Annotated in this window: 17 protein-coding genes; 8 read left to right on the top strand and 9 right to left on the bottom strand. The window is 61.1% G+C overall.

Annotated features, from left to right (window positions below; all coding sequences use genetic code 11):
- The first annotated feature begins 56 nt into the window (after positions 1–56).
- Entirely contained in the window at positions 57–2,366 is a 2,310-nt protein-coding gene (locus tag AU074_RS27215) for a response regulator (protein WP_076017359.1), read from the top strand.
- Here AU074_RS27215 and AU074_RS27210 read toward each other — a convergent pair.
- The 3 genes from AU074_RS27210 to msrB all read right to left on the bottom strand — a co-directional run bounded on the left by AU074_RS27210 (position 2,350) and on the right by msrB (position 3,809).
- On the bottom strand, positions 2,350–2,802 hold the full coding sequence (locus AU074_RS27210; RefSeq protein ID WP_076017358.1) for a MarR family winged helix-turn-helix transcriptional regulator: 453 nt from the start codon (positions 2,800–2,802) through the stop codon (positions 2,350–2,352). The genes AU074_RS27215 and AU074_RS27210 overlap by 17 nt on opposite strands.
- On the bottom strand, positions 2,799–3,284 hold the full coding sequence (locus tag AU074_RS27205; RefSeq protein WP_076017357.1) for a glutathione peroxidase: 486 nt from the start codon (positions 3,282–3,284) through the stop codon (positions 2,799–2,801). The genes AU074_RS27210 and AU074_RS27205 overlap by 4 nt, the downstream gene beginning before the upstream one ends.
- A gap of 132 nt (positions 3,285–3,416) precedes the next feature.
- Positions 3,417–3,809, bottom strand: a complete 393-nt coding sequence (gene msrB / locus AU074_RS27200; protein WP_076017356.1) for a peptide-methionine (R)-S-oxide reductase MsrB — start codon at positions 3,807–3,809, stop codon at positions 3,417–3,419.
- A 202-nt stretch (positions 3,810–4,011) separates the two neighbouring features.
- On the opposite strand from msrB, the gene AU074_RS27195 reads away from it, so the two are divergent.
- A complete protein-coding gene (locus AU074_RS27195; protein ID WP_076017355.1) occupies positions 4,012–5,223 on the top strand; it encodes a pyridoxal phosphate-dependent aminotransferase in 1,212 nt (403 codons plus the stop codon).
- Between the two features lie 313 nt (positions 5,224–5,536).
- A complete protein-coding gene (gene htpX / locus AU074_RS27190; RefSeq protein ID WP_076017354.1) occupies positions 5,537–6,424 on the top strand; it encodes a protease HtpX in 888 nt (295 codons plus the stop codon).
- A 51-nt stretch (positions 6,425–6,475) separates the two neighbouring features.
- On the opposite strand, the gene AU074_RS27185 is transcribed toward htpX, so the two are convergent.
- Entirely contained in the window at positions 6,476–7,132 is a 657-nt protein-coding gene (locus AU074_RS27185) for a thiopurine S-methyltransferase (protein WP_076017353.1), read from the bottom strand.
- A 101-nt stretch (positions 7,133–7,233) separates the two neighbouring features.
- On the opposite strand from AU074_RS27185, the gene AU074_RS27180 reads away from it, so the two are divergent.
- Positions 7,234–8,001: a class III extradiol ring-cleavage dioxygenase gene (locus AU074_RS27180; RefSeq protein ID WP_076017352.1), complete on the top strand. Its 768-nt coding sequence runs from the start codon at positions 7,234–7,236 to the stop codon at positions 7,999–8,001.
- 69 nt (positions 8,002–8,070) lie between these two features.
- Here the strand turns inward: AU074_RS27180 and AU074_RS27175 are convergent, their stop codons facing one another.
- Positions 8,071–9,744 (bottom strand): DEAD/DEAH box helicase, encoded by a 1,674-nt coding sequence (locus tag AU074_RS27175; protein WP_076017351.1) that lies wholly within the window; start codon positions 9,742–9,744, stop codon positions 8,071–8,073.
- 423 nt (positions 9,745–10,167) lie between these two features.
- Here AU074_RS27175 and AU074_RS27170 point away from each other — a divergent pair, with 423 nt between their 5' ends.
- The gene (locus tag AU074_RS27170) at positions 10,168–10,959 is read left to right on the top strand and encodes a crotonase/enoyl-CoA hydratase family protein (protein ID WP_076017350.1); all 792 of its coding nucleotides are present in this window, start codon (positions 10,168–10,170) and stop codon (positions 10,957–10,959) included.
- Between the two features lie 750 nt (positions 10,960–11,709).
- Here the strand turns inward: AU074_RS27170 and AU074_RS27165 are convergent.
- Positions 11,710–12,465: a spermidine synthase gene (locus AU074_RS27165; protein ID WP_076017349.1), complete on the bottom strand. Its 756-nt coding sequence runs from the start codon at positions 12,463–12,465 to the stop codon at positions 11,710–11,712.
- Between the two features lie 118 nt (positions 12,466–12,583).
- On the opposite strand from AU074_RS27165, the gene AU074_RS27160 reads away from it, so the two are divergent.
- On the top strand, positions 12,584–13,930 hold the full coding sequence (locus AU074_RS27160) for a class II 3-deoxy-7-phosphoheptulonate synthase (protein WP_076017348.1): 1,347 nt from the start codon (positions 12,584–12,586) through the stop codon (positions 13,928–13,930).
- On the opposite strand, the gene AU074_RS27155 is transcribed toward AU074_RS27160, so the two are convergent.
- Together AU074_RS27155 and AU074_RS27150 are read right to left on the bottom strand one after the other, a co-directional pair.
- Positions 13,910–15,139: a winged helix-turn-helix domain-containing protein gene (locus AU074_RS27155; RefSeq protein WP_076017347.1), complete on the bottom strand. Its 1,230-nt coding sequence runs from the start codon at positions 15,137–15,139 to the stop codon at positions 13,910–13,912. The two genes, AU074_RS27160 and AU074_RS27155, sit on opposite strands and share 21 nt — an antisense overlap.
- Before the next feature lie 45 nt (positions 15,140–15,184).
- On the bottom strand, positions 15,185–15,391 hold the full coding sequence (locus AU074_RS27150) for a DUF1127 domain-containing protein (RefSeq protein WP_173860412.1): 207 nt from the start codon (positions 15,389–15,391) through the stop codon (positions 15,185–15,187).
- Positions 15,392–15,461: 70 nt separating this feature from the next.
- Between AU074_RS27150 and AU074_RS27145 the strand changes: the two genes are divergently transcribed.
- Positions 15,462–16,343, top strand: a complete 882-nt coding sequence (locus AU074_RS27145; protein WP_076017345.1) for a LysR family transcriptional regulator — start codon at positions 15,462–15,464, stop codon at positions 16,341–16,343.
- Here the strand turns inward: AU074_RS27145 and AU074_RS27140 are convergent.
- Complete coding sequence (locus tag AU074_RS27140; RefSeq protein WP_076017415.1) at positions 16,333–17,082, bottom strand: sulfite exporter TauE/SafE family protein; 750 nt, start codon at positions 17,080–17,082, stop codon at positions 16,333–16,335. The genes AU074_RS27145 and AU074_RS27140 overlap by 11 nt on opposite strands.
- Before the next feature lie 108 nt (positions 17,083–17,190).
- On the opposite strand from AU074_RS27140, the gene AU074_RS27135 reads away from it, so the two are divergent.
- On the top strand, positions 17,191–18,141 hold the full coding sequence (locus tag AU074_RS27135; protein ID WP_076017344.1) for a LysR family transcriptional regulator: 951 nt from the start codon (positions 17,191–17,193) through the stop codon (positions 18,139–18,141).
- Positions 18,142–18,157 lie beyond the last annotated feature (16 nt).

The following is an 18,157-nucleotide window of genomic DNA, read 5'->3' as shown; positions in this document are numbered from 1 at the left end:
TGGATGTTCAGCTATGCTTGCCGGGCGAAAGGAAACGTAAAGTGGTACAGCACCCGATGGATATCAAGTTCGCCCACCGCTTGTCTTATAAACAAGCCAGACTGACAGTGCTGGTCGGGTTCGTCTTGGGAACCCTGCTCAGCCTGCTACAGATTGGGATTGATTATGCCAGCGAAGACGCATCCATCAACCGGGAAATACGCGCGCTGATTGAAATCAGTCATAACCCGGCTTCTCGCATCGCCTACAACATCGACGCCGAACTGGCTCAGGAACTGACCCTGGGCCTGCTGCACTCCCCCGCCATCACCCGAGCACAACTGGTCGACAACAACGGCTTGGTACTGGCCGATGTCCAGCGCCCGCGCAAGGAAAGCACCTACCGCCCCATCAGCGATTTCCTGTTTGGCGCCAACCGCCAATTCGAAGACCGGCTGTACCTCACCCACATGCCCAATGACGCCCTTGGCGTATTACGTCTCGACGTCGACACCTACGCGTTCGGCAGCCGCTTCCTGCGCCGCGCCGAGATCACTCTGCTCAACGGCTTTGCCCGCAGTCTGATCCTCACCGGCATTCTGTTGGCGCTGTTCTACGTGATGCTGACCAAGCCGCTGGTGCGCATCATCCGCGAGCTGAGCTCACGCAAGCACGAGCGCCTGGACTGCCCACCGGGGCACGAACACGACGAGATCGGCGTACTGGTCAACGTTGCCAACCAGCAGTTTGAAAACATGGAGACAGAGATCCAGCAACGCCGACACGCCGAAAACCGCCTGACTGAATACCTCGGCCAACTGGAAGACATCGTTTCTGCGCGCACCACCGAACTCAAGGCCATCAATCATCGACTGACGCTGTCGAACGACGAACTGGAAGCGGCGAAGATGACGGCCCTGTCCATGGCCCAGGCACGGGCGGCGTTCCTCGCCAACATGAGCCATGAAATCCGTACGCCGCTCAACGGCCTGCTCGGGATGATCGCCCTCTCCCTCGACAGCCCGCTGAATGCCGAGCAACGCCAGCAACTGTCGATCGCCCATGACTCGGGCAAAGTGCTGGTGGAGTTGCTCAACGATATCCTCGACCTGTCCAAGTTCGATGCCGGTCAGTTGGAGCTGGAAAACATCCCGTTCGACCTGGGCGCACTGGTGGAGGACACCGCCAACCTGCTCTCGCAAAACGCCGCGCCCAGCGTGGAGTTGACGTGCCTGATCGACCCGCAGTTTCCCGCCCAGGTGCTGGGCGACCCGACGCGGGTACGGCAGATTGTCAGCAATTTGCTGTCCAACGCCCTGAAGTTCACGCGCTTTGGCCGGGTGGACGTGCGCCTCAGTGCCCAGGCCGACCGGGTCAGAATCGAGGTATGCGACACCGGCATCGGGATTGCGCAGGATGCTCAGGTCAAGATTTTCCAGCCGTTCACCCAAGCCGGTGCGGGTATCACTCGCCAGTTTGGCGGCACCGGCCTGGGCCTGGCGCTGACCCACAACCTGTGCGAGGCCATGAAGGGCCGCCTGAGCATCAGCTCCGAAGCCGGCTTTGGCAGCCAGTTCTGCGCCGACCTGCCACTGCCGACGCATTTACCGGCGATGCGCCTGGCGCCGCTGGCAGGCGACGTCATCGCGATCACCAGCAGCAGTAGCGGCCTGGCGGAACTGCTCAACAGCCTGCTGCCGAGTTGGGGGCTGACGCCGCGCTGCTACTCCATTGACGATGACTTGAGTGGGCAGAACCCTGACCTGTTGATCACCGACTGCCCCGAATGCCTGTTTCGCCTGCGCCCGTCGATCACCGCGCCGATCCTGGTGGTGACCGCCTACGGCAACTTCATGCCCAGCGAAGAAGTTGCGGCCCTGGCGCCGCTGCAACAACAAGCCCGACCCCTGAGCCGCACGGCGCTCTACCAGATTCTGCAACGCAACCTGCGCATCGATCCGCACGTGGTGCTTGACCTGATCCAGCTGGAAACCGGCCCCCTCGCTCACCGGGCGCGCGTCCTGCTGGTGGAAGACAACCCGGTTAATCAACTGGTGGCCAAGGGCATGCTCGCCAAGCTCGGCTGCGAGGTGATCGTCGCCGCCCACGGTGGCGAAGCCCTCAAGCTGCTGGAAGAACAAAGCTTCGACATGGTGCTGATGGACTGCAATATGCCGGTGATGGATGGCTATGAGGCCAGCCGGCAGATCCGCCGCAGCGGGCGCTGGCCGGACTTGCCGATTGTCGCGCTGACGGCCAACGCGATGTCCGAGGAACGCGAGCGCTGCCGGGCGGCAGGCATGAATGACTACCTGGCCAAGCCGTTTCGCCGGGAAGAACTCAAGGCCTTGCTCGACCTGTGGGTGCCGACTACGACAAGTCTTTGATCAGTCGCAACAGCTGATCCAGGCCGTCACGCAAGGCATCGGCCTGGTTCAGGTCAACCCCGCTGTCACACAACAGGCGGGCCTTCAGCGGCTGCACCTGGTCACGCAAGTGTCGACCTTCATCGGTCAGGCTCAGGTGCACCTCACGCTCATCCTGCGCACTGCGCTGACGCCGCACCAGAGCAAGCTGCTCCAGGCGCTTGAGCAGCGGCGTCAGCGTGCCGGAATCCAGCAACAAGCGCTCGCCCAAGGCCTTGACCGTCGGCTGTGGCATGGCTGCGGCCTGCCATTCCCACAACACCAGCATCACCAGGTATTGCGGGTAGGTCAGCCCCAACTGATCGAGCATCGGCTTGTAGGCCCGGGTGACCGCGCGGGAGGCGGCGTAGAGCTTGAAGCACAGTTGGTCGTCAAGGGACAGGGACAGGTCGGTCATTTGAGCAGGGCTTCAATCTCTTGGGTCAGGTCCTGGGGCTTGGTGGTCGGGGCGAAACGCTTGACCACCTTGCCATCGCGGCCGATCAGGAACTTGGTGAAGTTCCACTTGATGCCCTTGGAGCCGAGCAAACCCGGGGCCTGTTTTTTAAGCTGCACGAACAATGGGTGAGCATCGCTGCCGTTGACGTCGATCTTCTTGAACAGCGGGAAGCTGACACCGAAGTTCAGCTCGCAAAACTCGGAAATGGCGCCTTCGTTGCCCGGCTCCTGCTTGCCGAACTGGTTGCAGGGAAAGCCCAGCACCACCAAGCCCTGGTCCTTGTAATGCTGCCAGAGTTCTTCAAGCCCCTTGTACTGCGGGGTGAAGCCGCACTTGCTGGCGGTATTGACCACAAGAATCGCCTTGCCGGCGAAATCGGCCAAGGTCTTTTGCTCACCCTTGATGGTGGTGCAAGGGATGCTCAGCAGGTTGTCGCTCATGGCAGTGCCTCGAAAGAAATAAGAAGACCTGAAAGATAGTAGGCAATTCAATTGTGTGCAATTTAATTGCTCGGGCTTATGCCTTGGTATAACGGCCCCTGCGGACACGAAGGCCCGCAGGAGATAGACGGTTTAGCGCGGCACCAGATCCAGGCACACCGAATTGATGCAGTAACGCAAACCGGTCGGCGGCGGACCATCCGGGAACACGTGGCCCAGGTGCGCATCGCACTTGGCGCAGGTGACTTCGGTACGGATCATGCCGTGGCTGATATCGCGAATCTCGACCATCGCCTGCTCGGCAATCGGCTCGTAGAAGCTGGGCCAGCCGCAGCCGGAGTCAAACTTGGCCTTGGAATCGAACAGCGGTTCATTGCAGCAGATGCAGTGGTAAACGCCGTCGGTCTTGGTGCCGTTGTACTTGCCGCTGAACGGTCGCTCGGTGCCTTTGAGGCGGCACACGTTGTACTGCTCCGGGTCGAGCATGGCTTTCCACTCTTCAACGGTTTTCTGCAACTTTTCCATCGGTACACCTCGGCAACTGAAAAAGCCTGATCTGTGTCTTTTCCATGGATCAGGCGGCACGTATGATTGCGCCTCTTCAAAGCGCCAGTCTGGCACCCGCGTTACCGGCATTCAAACGTATTTATGGGTCAGGCCAACGCAGGATTCTCAGCACGGTAGTCCTCACACCGTCTGGATCGTTCATTTTCAGGATCACATCGCCATGCAGGTCAGCAAATCGAACAAGCTCGCCAACGTCTGCTACGACATTCGCGGCCCAGTGCTCAAGCACGCCAAACGCCTGGAAGAGGAAGGCCATCGCATCCTCAAGCTGAACATTGGCAACCCGGCACCCTTTGGTTTCGAAGCGCCGGACGAAATCCTCCAGGACGTGATCCGCAACCTGCCGACCGCCCAGGGCTACAGCGACTCCAAGGGCCTGTTCAGCGCGCGCAAGGCCGTCATGCAGTACTACCAGCAGAAGCAGGTTGAAGGTGTCGGCATCGAAGACATCTACCTGGGCAACGGCGTGTCCGAGCTGATCGTCATGTCCATGCAGGCCCTGCTCAACAATGGCGACGAAGTGCTGGTGCCGGCTCCCGACTACCCGCTGTGGACCGCCGCCGTCACCCTGGCCGGTGGCCATCCGGTGCATTACCTGTGTGACGAGGGCGCGGACTGGTTCCCGGACCTGGCCGACATCAAGGCCAAGATCACCCCGAATACCAAGGCCCTGGTGATCATCAACCCGAACAACCCCACCGGCGCCGTCTACTCCAAGGAAGTGCTGCTGGGCATGCTCGAACTGGCGCGCCAGCACAACCTGGTGGTGTTCTCCGACGAGATCTACGACAAGATTCTGTACGACGACGCGGTGCACATCTGCACCGCGTCCCTGGCCCCGGACCTGCTGTGCCTGACCTTCAATGGCCTGTCGAAGTCCTACCGGGTGGCGGGTTTCCGTTCCGGTTGGATCGCGATTTCCGGTCCCAAGCACAATGCCCAGAGCTACATCGAAGGCATCGACATGCTGGCCAACATGCGCCTGTGTGCCAACGTGCCGAGCCAGCACGCCATCCAGACCGCCCTGGGCGGCTACCAGAGCATCAACGACCTGGTGCTGCCACAAGGCCGCCTGCTCGAGCAGCGCAACCGCACCTGGGAGCTGCTGAACGCGATTCCGGGTGTCAGCTGCGTCAAGCCCATGGGCGCGCTGTACGCGTTCCCGCGGATCGACCCGAAAGTGTGCCCGATCTTCAACGATGAGAAGTTCGTGCTCGACCTGCTGCTGTCGGAAAAGCTGCTGGTGGTCCAGGGCACAGCGTTCAACTGGCCGTGGCCGGATCACTTCCGGGTGGTCACCTTGCCGCGGGTGGATGACCTGGAGATGGCCATCGGTCGTATCGGCAACTTCCTGAAGTCCTATCGCCAGTAATGGACATTGCGCTGTACGGCCCGCCCATGGTCGTACAGCGATTATCTGGCAACACTTCTCTGCCTTGCGCAGGTCCCTCGCCGTTCACACTCACCGGTTACCCCCTCGGTCAAGCATCACCCTATAATTACAGGGCCGCAAGGTAATGGAGCGAGACTGCCGAGCTACCCCGGGCCTCGGAAATTCCCTTCAAGGCTCTACATTCAGGCTGTAGGACACAGTTTGAAATAGTCCCTCGGTTGAATAGCCCCATGCTGCACCTTATATACCCCGCAGTACGCGACATATTTAGCATGAGGAGAATTCTACAACCATGATGCGCATTCTGCTGTTCTTGGCCACTAACCTGGCGGTCGTGCTGATTGCCAGCATCACGCTGAGCCTTTTTGGCTTCAATGGGATCATGGCGGCCAACGGGGTTGATCTGAACCTCAATCAGCTGCTGATCTTCTGTGCGGTCTTTGGTTTTGCCGGCTCGATTTTCTCGCTGTTCATCTCCAAGTGGATGGCGAAGATGAGCACCAGCACCCAGATCATTACTCAGCCACGCACCCGGCATGAGCAATGGTTGCTGCAAACCGTCGAGCAACTGTCCCGCGAAGCCGGGATCAAGATGCCTGAAGTCGGGATCTTCCCGGCCTATGAAGCCAACGCCTTTGCCACCGGCTGGAACAAGAACGACGCCCTTGTGGCCGTCAGCCAGGGTTTGCTGGAGCGTTTCTCGCCCGACGAAATCAAGGCGGTGCTGGCCCACGAGATCGGCCACGTGGCCAACGGTGACATGGTCACCCTGGCGCTGGTCCAGGGCGTGGTGAACACCTTTGTCATGTTCTTTGCGCGGATCATCGGCAACTTCGTCGACAAGGTGATCTTCAAGAACGAACAGGGCCAGGGCATGGCCTACTACGTGGCGACCATCTTCGCCGAACTGGTACTGGGCTTCCTCGCCAGCTCGATCGTGATGTGGTTCTCGCGCAAACGGGAATTCCGTGCAGACGAAGCCGGCGCACGCCTGGCCGGTACCGGCGCAATGATCAGCGCCCTGCAGCACCTGCGCTCCGAACAGGGCTTGCCGGTGCATATGCCGAACACCCTGACTGCCTTTGGCATCAACGGTGGCATCAAGCAAGGCATGGCTCGCATGTTCATGAGCCACCCGCCGCTGGAAGAGCGGATTGACGCACTGCGTCGTCGCGGCTGACAGCGAAAAGAAGAAGGGGCGATTTGATCGCCCCTTTTTTGTGGGCGCGATTCAGCCCTTGGCTAACCGATACGCCCGCTCTTCCAGGCGTGTGACGCCGTCCTGAACAAACTTCCAGCTCTGCCCCAGAATGTCCTGCTGCTCCAGTACCTCGGGGCTCCACTGCGCGCCAAGCAGCAGTTGCACTTCTTCATCGCTCACCGCAAACGGCGGGCCTGCCTTCTGCGCCTGTTCATAGTCGAGGGTGATCAACAGGCCACGACTGCCTCCCGCCAGAATCCTGGTCAAGTGCGCGGCGTACTGTTCTCGCATCAACGGCGGCAAGGCAATCAACGCCGCCCGGTCGTAAAGCGCCCGGCAATCTGCCACTGCGCCTGCATCCAGGGCGAAGAAATCCCCGCACCAGAGTTCGATGGAGCCCGCCTGGTAGACCTTGAAAGCACCGCGCTGACTGATCTGCGGCGTCAGTCCCTGCTCGGTGAAAAACGCTTCAACGGCTTTTTCCGACAGCTCGACCCCCATCACCCGATGCCCGACACTCGCCAGCCACACCAGGTCCAGGCTCTTGCCGCACAGCGGCACCAGCACCTGCGCCCCGCTCGCCACACCCAGGCCAGGCCAGTGGCGCAGCAGGTAAGGATTCACCTCGGGCAGATGGAAACCCGTCTGATTGCGCGCCCAACGCTCATGCCAAAATCCAGGCTCCATGATTCACCCTAAAACTTGATCAAATAGCGCTAAAACTTATATTAGATTTAGATCAATGATCTGATTGAAGATGGTCCCATCTTAACCCTCAGGACACGATCATGCTCCCCAGCCTGTTTATCTCCCACGGTTCACCGATGCTTGCCCTGCAACCCGGTGCCAGCGGCCCGGCACTCAAGCGCCTGGCAGCCGAGTTGCCACGGCCCAAGGCCATTGTGGTGGTCTCGGCACACTGGGAAAGCCAGGGCCTGCTGGTTACCGGCAGCGCCGCGCCCGAGACCTGGCACGACTTCGGCGGCTTCCCGCGGGAATTGTTCGCCGTACAGTACCCGGCGCCCGGCGACCCGGCATTGGCCGCCGAGATTGTCCAATTGCTCAAGGCTGACGGCCTGGAGGCGCACATTGATGACCAGCGCCCCTTCGACCACGGCACCTGGGTGCCCCTGTCGCTGATGTACCCGGCTGCCGATATTCCGGTGGTGCAGGTATCGCTGCCAAGCCGCATGGGCCCTGCCCTGCAAACCCGTGTCGGCCACGCACTGGCAAGCCTGCGGGAACAAGGCGTGCTGCTGATCGGCTCCGGCAGCATTACCCATAACCTCGGTGAACTGGACTGGCATGCCGGGCCGGAGAGCATCGAGCCCTGGGCGCGGGATTTTCGCGATTGGATGGTCAGCAAGCTGGCGGCCAACGATGAAGCCGCCCTGCACGACTATCGCCGCCAGGCACCCCATGCCGTGCGCAGCCACCCCAGCGATGAGCATTTGCTGCCGCTGTACTTTGCCCGGGGCGCAGGCGGTGAATTCAGCGCAGCCCACCAAGGCTTCACCTTGGGCGCGCTGGGCATGGATATCTATCGTTTCGCTTAATCGCAGGCAAAAAAAATCCCCGAACCAGTCGGGGATTTTTTATGTTCGATCAATCAGCCCAAGGGCGGATCAATCTTCGCGGTAGCGACGCAGCTTCAACTGCTTACCGGCAACGCGAGTGTCCTTCAGCTTGGTCAGGAGCTTTTCCAGACCATCTTCCGGCAGCTCCACCAGGGAGAAGCTGTCACGCACCTGGATGCGACCGATCGCTTCACGTGCCAGGCCACCCTCGTTGAGGATAGCGCCCAGCAGGTTCTTGGCAGCGATGCCATCACGCGCGCCCAGCGCGGTACGGCAGCGAGCACGGCCTTCAGCCAATGGAACCGGAGCACGACGCTCGCGATCACCACGGTCTGGACGGTCGCCAGTACGTTCTGGACGATCACCGCGCGGAGCGTTGTTCGGCACCAGTGGACGTTCTTTCTCGATGGCCGCCAGGGTCAGGGCCTGACCGTTGGTAGCCTTGCGCAGCAGGGCTGCGGCCAGGGCACGCGGGGTGCAACCGATATCGGCAGTCAGGCGGTCCAGCAGGTCGCCGTGGGTCGATTCAGCGTCAGCCACCAGCGGCGACAGGCTGTTGGTCAGTTTCTTGATGCGGGCATCGAGAACAGCCTGGGCATCCGGCAGGCGGACTTCGGCAACTTTCTGACCGGTTACACGCTCGATCACTTGCAGCATGCGGCGCTCACGTGGAGTCACCAGCAGCAATGCGCGACCTTCGCGACCGGCACGGCCGGTACGGCCGATACGGTGCACGTAGGACTCTGGATCGTAAGGCATGTCAACGTTGAACACGTGAGTGATACGTGGAACGTCGAGGCCACGAGCGGCAACGTCGGTCGCCACAACGATGTCCAGACGGCCATCCTTGAGGGAGTCGATGACGCGCTCACGTTGGTTCTGGGCAATGTCACCGTTCAGCGCAGCGGCTTTGTAGCCTTTGGCTTCCAGGGCACTGGCCAGGTCCAGCGTCGCTTGCTTGGTGCGCACGAACATGATCAGGGCGTCGAAGTCTTCGACTTCCAGCAGGCTCAATACAGCCGAGGTCTTCTGGTCAGCGTGAACCAACAGGTGAGCCTGTTCGATCGCGGTAACGGTCTGAGTCTTGGTCTGGATCTTAACGTGTTGCGGATCGCGCAGATGGCGTTCGGCAATGGCACGGATCGACTGTGGCAGGGTGGCCGAGAACAGTACGGTCTGACGGGTTGCTGGCAGCGACTTGAAGATGACTTCCAGGTCGTCCATGAAGCCCAGCTTGAGCATTTCGTCAGCTTCGTCCAGAACCAGGTGGTTCACGGTCGACAGTACTTTTTCGTCGCGACGCAGGTGGTCGCACAGACGGCCCGGAGTGGCGACAACGATCTGTGCGCCGTTACGGATTGCTTTCAGTTGTGGGCCCATAGGCGCGCCGCCGTAAACGGCCACAACGGTAACGCCCGGCATTTGCTTGGCGTAGGTTTCGAAAGCGGTTGCTACTTGCAGCGCCAACTCACGGGTTGGCGCCAGGATCAGGGCTTGCGGCTCGCGCTTGGCAGGATCGATGCAGTGCAGGATTGGCAGGGCGAACGCGGCGGTTTTACCGGTACCGGTTTGCGCTTGGCCAATCATGTCTTGGCCGGCCATGATGATCGGGATCGATTGCTGCTGAATAGCCGAAGGTTCTTCGTAGCCAGTCGCGATGACGGCAGCAAGAATATTCGGGTTAAGATTAAAAGCGGCGAAGCCGCCGGTTTCCTGGGTCATGGGTCTGCCTCTAAGTGCATCCGCAAAGACCCATGCTCCAAAGCTGCGCATGCCGTGTTGAGACTCAAGAGTCGCCCTGGCTGCTTTGTCGGCGGGGATTTGCGAAAACGAATGAATGAAAAAGATTCGTCAAGGAAGAGTCCGCTGTGCGGACGTGCAGCCGAAGCTGACTTCGGGGAATTGCGCTACCTAAACGCGGCCCGGTTAAAGGCCGGCGCGCACTATACCGGAAATCGCTGAAAAAGGGAGCTTTTTTTATCGGAAAACCCAGTGGAACTGCTCTGCGCCAAAGGCTTTGCGCATTGCGGCGACTGGGTCTATTTTTCAAAGGCCCGGCCCTGTTGGTCATGACGCTTAAACGGTTCACCCTTAACAGCGGGCCCTTCGGTCCGAAACCTCCCTTTGCGCCCGAGGGCACACCCCATGAACCAAGCCACCAGCAGCCGCGTCAGCCGTGAACAGCAGGGCCATATCCTGTTGCTGGGCCTGGATCGCGTGGCCAAGCGCAATGCGTTCGACCTGGAATTGCTCAATGAGTTGAGCCTGGCTTATGGCGAATTTGATCGCAATGAGGAGGCGCGGGTGGCCATTGTCTTCGGGCATGGCGATCATTTTACCGCCGGGTTGGACCTGGCCAATGTCGGTCCAACGATGGCACAAGGCTGGCAACCACCGTTGGGCGGTTGTGATCCGTGGGGAGTTTTCGCGGGGCCCCGGGTGAGTAAGCCGGTGATTGTTGCGGCTCAGGGCTACTGCCTGACCATTGGTATCGAGTTGATGTTGGCGGCGGATATCAACCTGTGTGCCAGCAATACCCGCTTTGCGCAGATGGAGGTGCAGCGTGGGATTTTTCCTTTTGGGGGCGCGACGTTGCGTTTTCATCAGATCGCGGGGTGGGGGAATGCCATGCGCTGGTTGCTCACGGGGGACGAGTTTGATGCCCATGAGGCGCTGCGGTTGGGGTTGGTGCAGGAGGTGATGGCCAGCGAGGATTTGCTGCCCCGGGCGGTGGCGCTGGCAAACCGCATAGCCCAGCAGGCGCCGCTGGGGGTGCAGGCCACGCTGATGTCGGCCCGCCAGGCGCGGATTGAGGGGGAGATCGCGGCGGCGGCCGGGTTGCCCGTGCTGGTGGAGAAACTGCTGAACAGTGAGGATGCCAAGGAAGGTGTACGGGCGATGGTCGAGAAGCGGCCTGGGGTTTTTAAAGGCTGTTGATTGTGGAGGGGGGCTTGGGGCGGGGTACATATCCGTTATTTAGGTAACGGCTATTATGGGTTCCGCTCTTACAGCGGCTCACTTTTGAAAAGCGCAAAAGTAAGCAAAACGCTCTTGCCCCACCACTCGGCACCTCGCTTGGGCTCGGTGTGCCCTCACTCCGGCAGCACGAAGCGGGCCGCCGCGACGGGGCGTCCCTGCCCCGTCGCGGCTAAACCGGCGTCCTGCCGGTTTACCCGCTCCGTACTGCCTACGTTCGGCCAGCGTGGTTTAACGGGGCGCCTAAGATCAAGATCAAAAGCAGATCAAGAGCACAGCGGCCTACCGGCCGGCTTGAGTGTGGTGAAGCAACAGCAACAGCAAGATCAGAAGCTAAAGCGGGCACGGTCCAAATGTGGGAGCGGGCTTGCTCGCGAAGGTCGTTAACGATGATGTGGGCATCCTGATTCAACGCGGCGGTCTCAGGTTTTTCGCGAGCAAGCTCGCTCCTACAGAGAAGCAAGCCGGCCGGTAGGCCGCTGTGCTCTTGCTTTTGATCTGCTTTTGATCTTGATCTGCGGGCCCCGTCAACCACGATGGCCGGAGTGCGGGCATGCCGAGCCTAGGCGAGGCACCGAGTGGTGGGGCAAAGACCTTTTGGTTACTTTTGGCTGGGCCGGCATTCCGGGCGTTTGCCAAAAGTGACCCGCTGTAAGAGCGGAACCATAAGTAGCCGTTACCTAAATAACGGATATGTACACAATAAAAACCCTACGTAGCCGGCCGAATCGCCTTAATCAGCGACTGCAACGAATACCCCAACCGCGACGCCAACCCCTCAGCCCGCGCAGACAACGCAACCAGATCAAGCTCCTGATCCAGGTCCGCCGGCACCAAAAGAATCACATTCCCCTCCTTCACCGGCAGCTCCCAGTAATGCCGGTGATACAACCCACGCAACAACGCCGCCCCCAACGGCTTGCCGTCATCGGTAGCCCACTGATTAATCACCAACCACCCACCCGGATTCAGCTTCTTCTGGCAGTTCTCCAGAAACGTCCAAGCCAGATGCCCAACGCCCGGGCCAACATCGGTATACAGGTCAACAAAAATCAGGTCCGCCGACTCAGCCGAAGGCAGCAACTCCAACGCATCCCCAACGCGGATATACAGCCGAGGATCATCATCCAGCCCCAAGTACTCAATGGCCAGGCGCGGCACATCAGGCCGCAACTCGATGGCCTCAACATCTTCCAAAGGCAAAAACTTCAGACAAGCCTGAGTCAACGTCCCGGCGCCCAAGCCCAAGAACAACGCACTCTCCGGCTGCTCATGACACAACGCCCCAATCAGCATCGCCCGGGTGTAATCGTATTCCAACCAACTCGGGTCAGCGGTAAACACGCAACTCTGCTCGATGGAATCGCCGAACTCGAGAAAGCGATAATCGGCCACTTCCAGCACACGGATCATGCCGAAGTCATCATGGACCTCAGCCAGCAGGCGCTCGACGCGCTCCTCAGACATTGCAACTCCTAACGCGGGGCCAACAGGAAAGGCGGGATTGTGGGCGAACCGGCAGCAGCAGGTCACGTACTAATTGCTGATAACATGACGGCCCGACCGCAAATCACTCGAGTTCATGATGAGCCAACCCTGGAGCCCCGACAGCTGGCGCGCCCTGCCGATCCAGCAACAACCCCAGTACCCTGACGCTGCGCACCTGTCGCAGGTCGAGCAGAACCTGGCGAGTTATCCGCCGCTGGTGTTTGCCGGTGAGGCCCGTGAATTGCGCCGTCAGTTTGCCGAGGTCACCCAGGGTCGCGCCTTCCTGTTGCAAGGCGGCGATTGCGCCGAGAGTTTTGCCGAGTTTTCGGCCGCAAAAATTCGCGACACCTTCAAGGTGCTGCTGCAGATGGCGATTGTGATGACCTTCGCCGCCGGTTGCCCGGTGGTCAAGGTCGGGCGTATGGCGGGCCAGTTCGCCAAGCCGCGCTCTTCCAACGATGAAACCATCGACGGCATCACCCTGCCCGCCTACCGCGGCGATATCGTCAACGGCATCGGCTTCGACGAAAAAAGCCGCGTGCCGGACCCGGACCGCCTGCTGCAGTCCTACCACCAGTCCACCGCCACCCTGAACCTGCTGCGGGCCTTTGCCCAGGGCGGTTTTGCCGACCTGCACCAGGTGCACAAGTGGAACCTGGACTTCATCGCCAACTCGGCCCTGGCCGAGAAGTACAGCCAACTGGCCGACCGTATCGATGAAACCCTGGCCTTTATGCGCGCCTGTGGCATGGACAGCTCGCCACAACTGCGCGAGACCAGTTTCTTCACCGCCCACGAGGCGCTGCTGCTCAACTACGAACAAGCCTTCGTACGCCGCGACAGCCTGACCAACGACTATTACGACTGCTCGGCCCACATGCTGTGGATCGGTGATCGCACCCGTCAACTGGACGGTGCCCACGTCGAATTCCTGCGCGGGGTGAACAACCCGATCGGGGTCAAGGTCGGCCCGAGCATGAACCCCGATGACCTGATCCGCTTGATCGACATCCTCAACCCGGACAACGAACCAGGCCGCCTGAACCTGATTGCGCGCATGGGTGCGAACAAGGTCGGTGACCATCTGCCGAACCTGATCCGCGCCGTGCAGCGCGAAGGCAAGCGGGTGCTGTGGAGTTCCGACCCGATGCACGGCAACACCATCAAGGCCAGCAGCGGCTACAAGACCCGGGACTTCGCGCAGATCCTCAGCGAAGTGAAGGAGTTCTTCCAAGTACATGAAGCCGAGGGCACGTATGCCGGCGGGATTCATATCGAGATGACCGGGCAGAATGTCACCGAGTGCATCGGCGGCGCGCGGCCGATTACCGAAGACGGGCTATCGGACCGCTACCACACTCACTGCGACCCACGGATGAACGCCGATCAGTCGCTGGAATTGGCGTTCCTGATTGCCGAGACGCTAAAACAGGTCAAGCGCTAAGAGCGCCACCCGCAACCGCGCCGCACTGGCCCGCTGGCAATTGAGCTGGATCTGCTCAAGCCCGAGCCAGTCGGCCATCTGCCGCAGGTTCAGGGCCAGCGCCTGCATCCCTTTCTCGTCCAGCCCCGGCTCTTCCTCGTGAACGGCATGCACCGCCAGACGCCCGGCCGCCCGCTCTGCGCGTAAATCCACGCGCGCGGCGATCCGCTCATTGTGCAGGAACGGCAACACGTAATAGCCATACACCCGCTTGTCCTGAGGCGTGTAGATCTCCAGACGATAGCGGAAATCGAACAACCGCTCGGTACGGCTGCGCTCCCAGATCAGTGAATCGAACGGCGATAACAATGCGCTGGCGAGCACCTTGCGCGGGACTTTTGGCTCGGGCAGGCAATAAGCCGGCTGTTTCCAGCCCTGGACCTGGCACGTGATCAATTGCCCGTCCTCGACCAGTTCCGCCAGACGTCCGCGGCTGTCGGCCGGGTCGAGGCGGAAGTAGTCCCGCAGGTCTTTTTCAGTGCCCACACCCAACGCCGTGGCGCTGTGCAGCAGCAAGCCGCGCTGCGCTTCGGCCTCGTCCAACGGGGCTTGCTGGAGAATGTCGGCCGGAATCACACGCTCCGGCAGGTCATACAAACGCTCAAAACCACGACGCCCGGCGACGGTCACCTGGCCGGCGGCGAACAGCCATTCCAATGCATGCTTTTCATCGCTCCAATCCCACCAGGGGCCCGCGCGCTCCTCGCGGGTCGACAAACTGCCCGCACCCAAGGCGCCTTGCTGCTCAACGATGCCCAGCACCCGCGCGATAGTGGCCTGCTGCTCACGACCGAACCGCGCCATTTGCTGATAGATGCCCTGCCCCTGGGCCGCCCGCGCCATGCGCCAGCGCATCAGCGGGTACAGCGCCATCGGCAACAAAGAAGCCTCATGCCCCCAATACTCGAACAGCGAACGGCGCCGCCCCGAACTCCAGGCGGCCTGTTCAAGAATCAATGGAGAGTAGTTACCCAGCCGGGAAAACAGCGGCAGGTAGTGCGAGCGCACCACCGCATTCACCGAATCAATCTGCAACACGCCCAAACGCTCAACCAGGCGATTGACCTGTGCGGCCTTGATCAACGCCGGCGGCTGGCGCCCGGAAAAACCTTGGGCAGCCAGCGCCAGGCGTCGCGCTTGCTTGAGGGAAAAGGATAACTCTGCGGGCATGTGTCTCTCCTTGTGTGCTCGCGAACCACCCTACTGCATCCCGCGTCATTTTCGCAGCGGATCTTCCCAAAAGTGCCGGCGGCTTTCCTGCTCGACATCGCCACGGTTGAGCCCGATATCCTTGAGCGCATCATCGCTCATGCCCATCAACAGTTGGCGCTCACGGTGCACGGCCAGCCACCGGGAACCCAGTTGAAGCAGCCCGGAAAACGGCCGCTTCGCCATCAGAACAAAGCCTCTTTGACCTTTCATCATCTCGCCCTCCAGTGGGGATGACTGAAGTCTGTGCCTGGGGCTATGATCAATCCAACGAATGTTTCTTATGCAATACATCTCGGAGATTGATCGATTGTCCAGCTACCCGAGTATCGACACTGAAGTGCTGCGCACCTTCGTCGCCATCGCCGATCAGGGTGGTTTCACCCGCGCTGGCGAGCAGGTCAACCGCACGCAGTCGGCGGTGAGCATGCAGATGAAACGCCTGGAAGAAGATGTGTTGCAGCGCAAGTTGTTCGAGCGCGATGGCCGCCAGGTACGGCTGACTCCGGAAGGCCAGGTGCTATTGGGCTATGCCCGCAGGATCCTGAAGTTGCACAGCGAAGTATTCAACACCCTGCGCGAGCCGCACATGGTCGGGCTGGTGCGCATCGGCACACCCGACGATTACGTGATGCGCTACTTGCCGGGGATTCTCAAGCGCTTCTCCAAGGCTTACCCGCTGATCCAGATTGAAATGCACTGCGAGTCGTCGTCGATATTGATGCAGCGCCGGGACCTGGCCCTGACGGTCATCAGCCGCGAACCCGGGAATGAGATGGGCGAGCTGTTGCGTAATGAGCGGATGGTCTGGGTGGCCGCCCCGTGTTTCTGCCTGGATGATCACAGCGCCCTGCCCTTGGCGATTTCCGGCATGGACAGCTTCTGCACCCAATGGACCCGCGCTGCACTTGATGCCGTTGGCCGTGAATATCGCCTGGCGTACCACAGCTCCAACGGCGCGGCGATCCAGGCAGTGGTCGGCGCGGGCCTGGCGGTCACTGTCAGCATGGAGAGCCTGGTAACCGAAGACTTGCGGGTGCTGGGCAGTGAAGAAGGTTTCCCACCGCTGCCCTCGGTCAATCTGCGGCTGTTGCGCAATCCCGGGATGACTTCGCCGATTACCGAATGCCTCGCCGAATACATCCTCGAAGGCTTCAAACTTTAAAGGTCAGCATCACCGCGCAAACTGCCAGGAACCCGCAGAACAGCCCGCGCAACATACGCTCCGGCATGGCGTGGGCGACTTTCACACCCCAACTGATGCTGAGCAGGCCGCCGACGGCCAGTGGTACACCGATCACCCAGTCCACTTCATGGTGCCAGGCGTAGGTCACCAGGGTCACGCTGGTGCTCGGCAAGGCCAGGGCCAGCGACAGCCCTTGGGCAACCACTTGGCTGGTGCCGAAAATGCTGGTCAGCACCGGCGTGGCCACCACCGCGCCGCCCACACCGAATAAGCCGCCCATGGAGCCCGACGCCGCGCCCAGCACCCCCAGCCACGGCCAGGAGTAGCGCATCTGCGCGGAAGGTGGTGCGTTGTGGGTAAACATTCGCAGCAGGTTGTAGGACGCCAACACCAGCAGAAACGCGATAAAACCCACACGCATCACATCTGCATCGATCCCCACCGCCCAGATGGAGCCCAGCCAGGCGAAGGAGAATCCCATCACGCCCAGCGGTAATGCATGGCGCAATTCGATCCGGTTGCGCTGGTGATAACGCCACAACGCGAGCATCACATTCGGCACCACCATCACCAGGGCCGTGCCTTGGGCGATCTGTTGGTCCAGGCCGAAGAACACCCCCAACACTGGAATCGCAATCAGCCCACCGCCAATGCCGAACAAGCCGCCGACCGTGCCCAACGCGACACCCAGTGCCAAATACAACGCTAAATCTGCCACCACTTCGCTCCCGCCATTCCCGAGCCTTGCATGCTACGCAGTCCGTCCTGGCGCGGAAACGCACAGCAACGCACAATGGCTGTGCCAACTTCGCATAAGTAGCCGCTGATGAACCCCAATACGCTGACCGACCAACTGAGCCTGTTTCTGGATGTACTGGAAGCGGGCAGTTTTTCCGCCGCTGCGCGACGTCATCCGCTCACGCCCTCGGCGGTGGCGCGGCGTATCGACAGCCTGGAAAGCTCGGTGGGCAGCCGGCTGTTCCAACGCAGCACCCATGCGGTGGTGCCAACACCCGCCGGCCTGGCGTTTGCCGAGCGCGCCCGCCGGATCGTCAGCGAGCTGCAACTGGCGCGGGCCGAAGCGGTGTCGCTGAGCCATGCGCCTGAAGGGTTGATCCGCGTGGACGCCCCGGCCGCCTTCGGTCGGCGGCACCTGGCGCCTGCCATCGCCGACTTTCTCAACGTCTACCCAGGCCTGGACGTGCACTTGCACTTGATCGACAGCTTTGTCGACATGCAGGGCGAGCATTTGGGCAAGGTCGACCTGGTGCTGCGGGCCGGGCATATCGTCGACACCCGGCTGATCGCCACGCCCCTGGCCAGCATCGTGCGCATCGCCTGCGCCAGCCCGGCCTACCTCAAAAGCCGTGGCACACCGACTCATCCCAGCCAGTTGAACGAACACGACGGCCTGGACTGGGAAGGCCTGGCACCGATGTTCGCCTGGCGTTTTGAGTTGGACGGGCGCAAGGCCACCTACCGCCCGCAACGCATTCGCATGAGCGCCAACAACGCCGAAGCCCTGCTTTCAGGCGCCCTGGCGGGGTTGGGCATCGCGCACCTGCCCACCTGGCTCGCCAGCGAATACCTGGTGCGCGGCGAGCTGGTGCCACTGTTCTGCGAGAACGGCTTGCCGACACCTGAAACCGCCGGAATCTACGCCCTGCGCCTGGAGCAACACGCCAACGCCCGCAGCCGGTTATTGCTGGAATACCTCAAGGCGCGCTTCAGCCCGGTGCCGCCGTGGGATCTTGCGCTGCAAAGCGCCTTCGGCTGACCGAGCGGACAGAATT

This window comes from Pseudomonas sp. ATCC PTA-122608 (assembly GCF_001952855.1).
Taxonomy (GTDB): Bacteria; Pseudomonadota; Gammaproteobacteria; order Pseudomonadales; family Pseudomonadaceae; genus Aquipseudomonas.
This window is presented reverse-complemented; position numbering and strand designations above follow the sequence as displayed.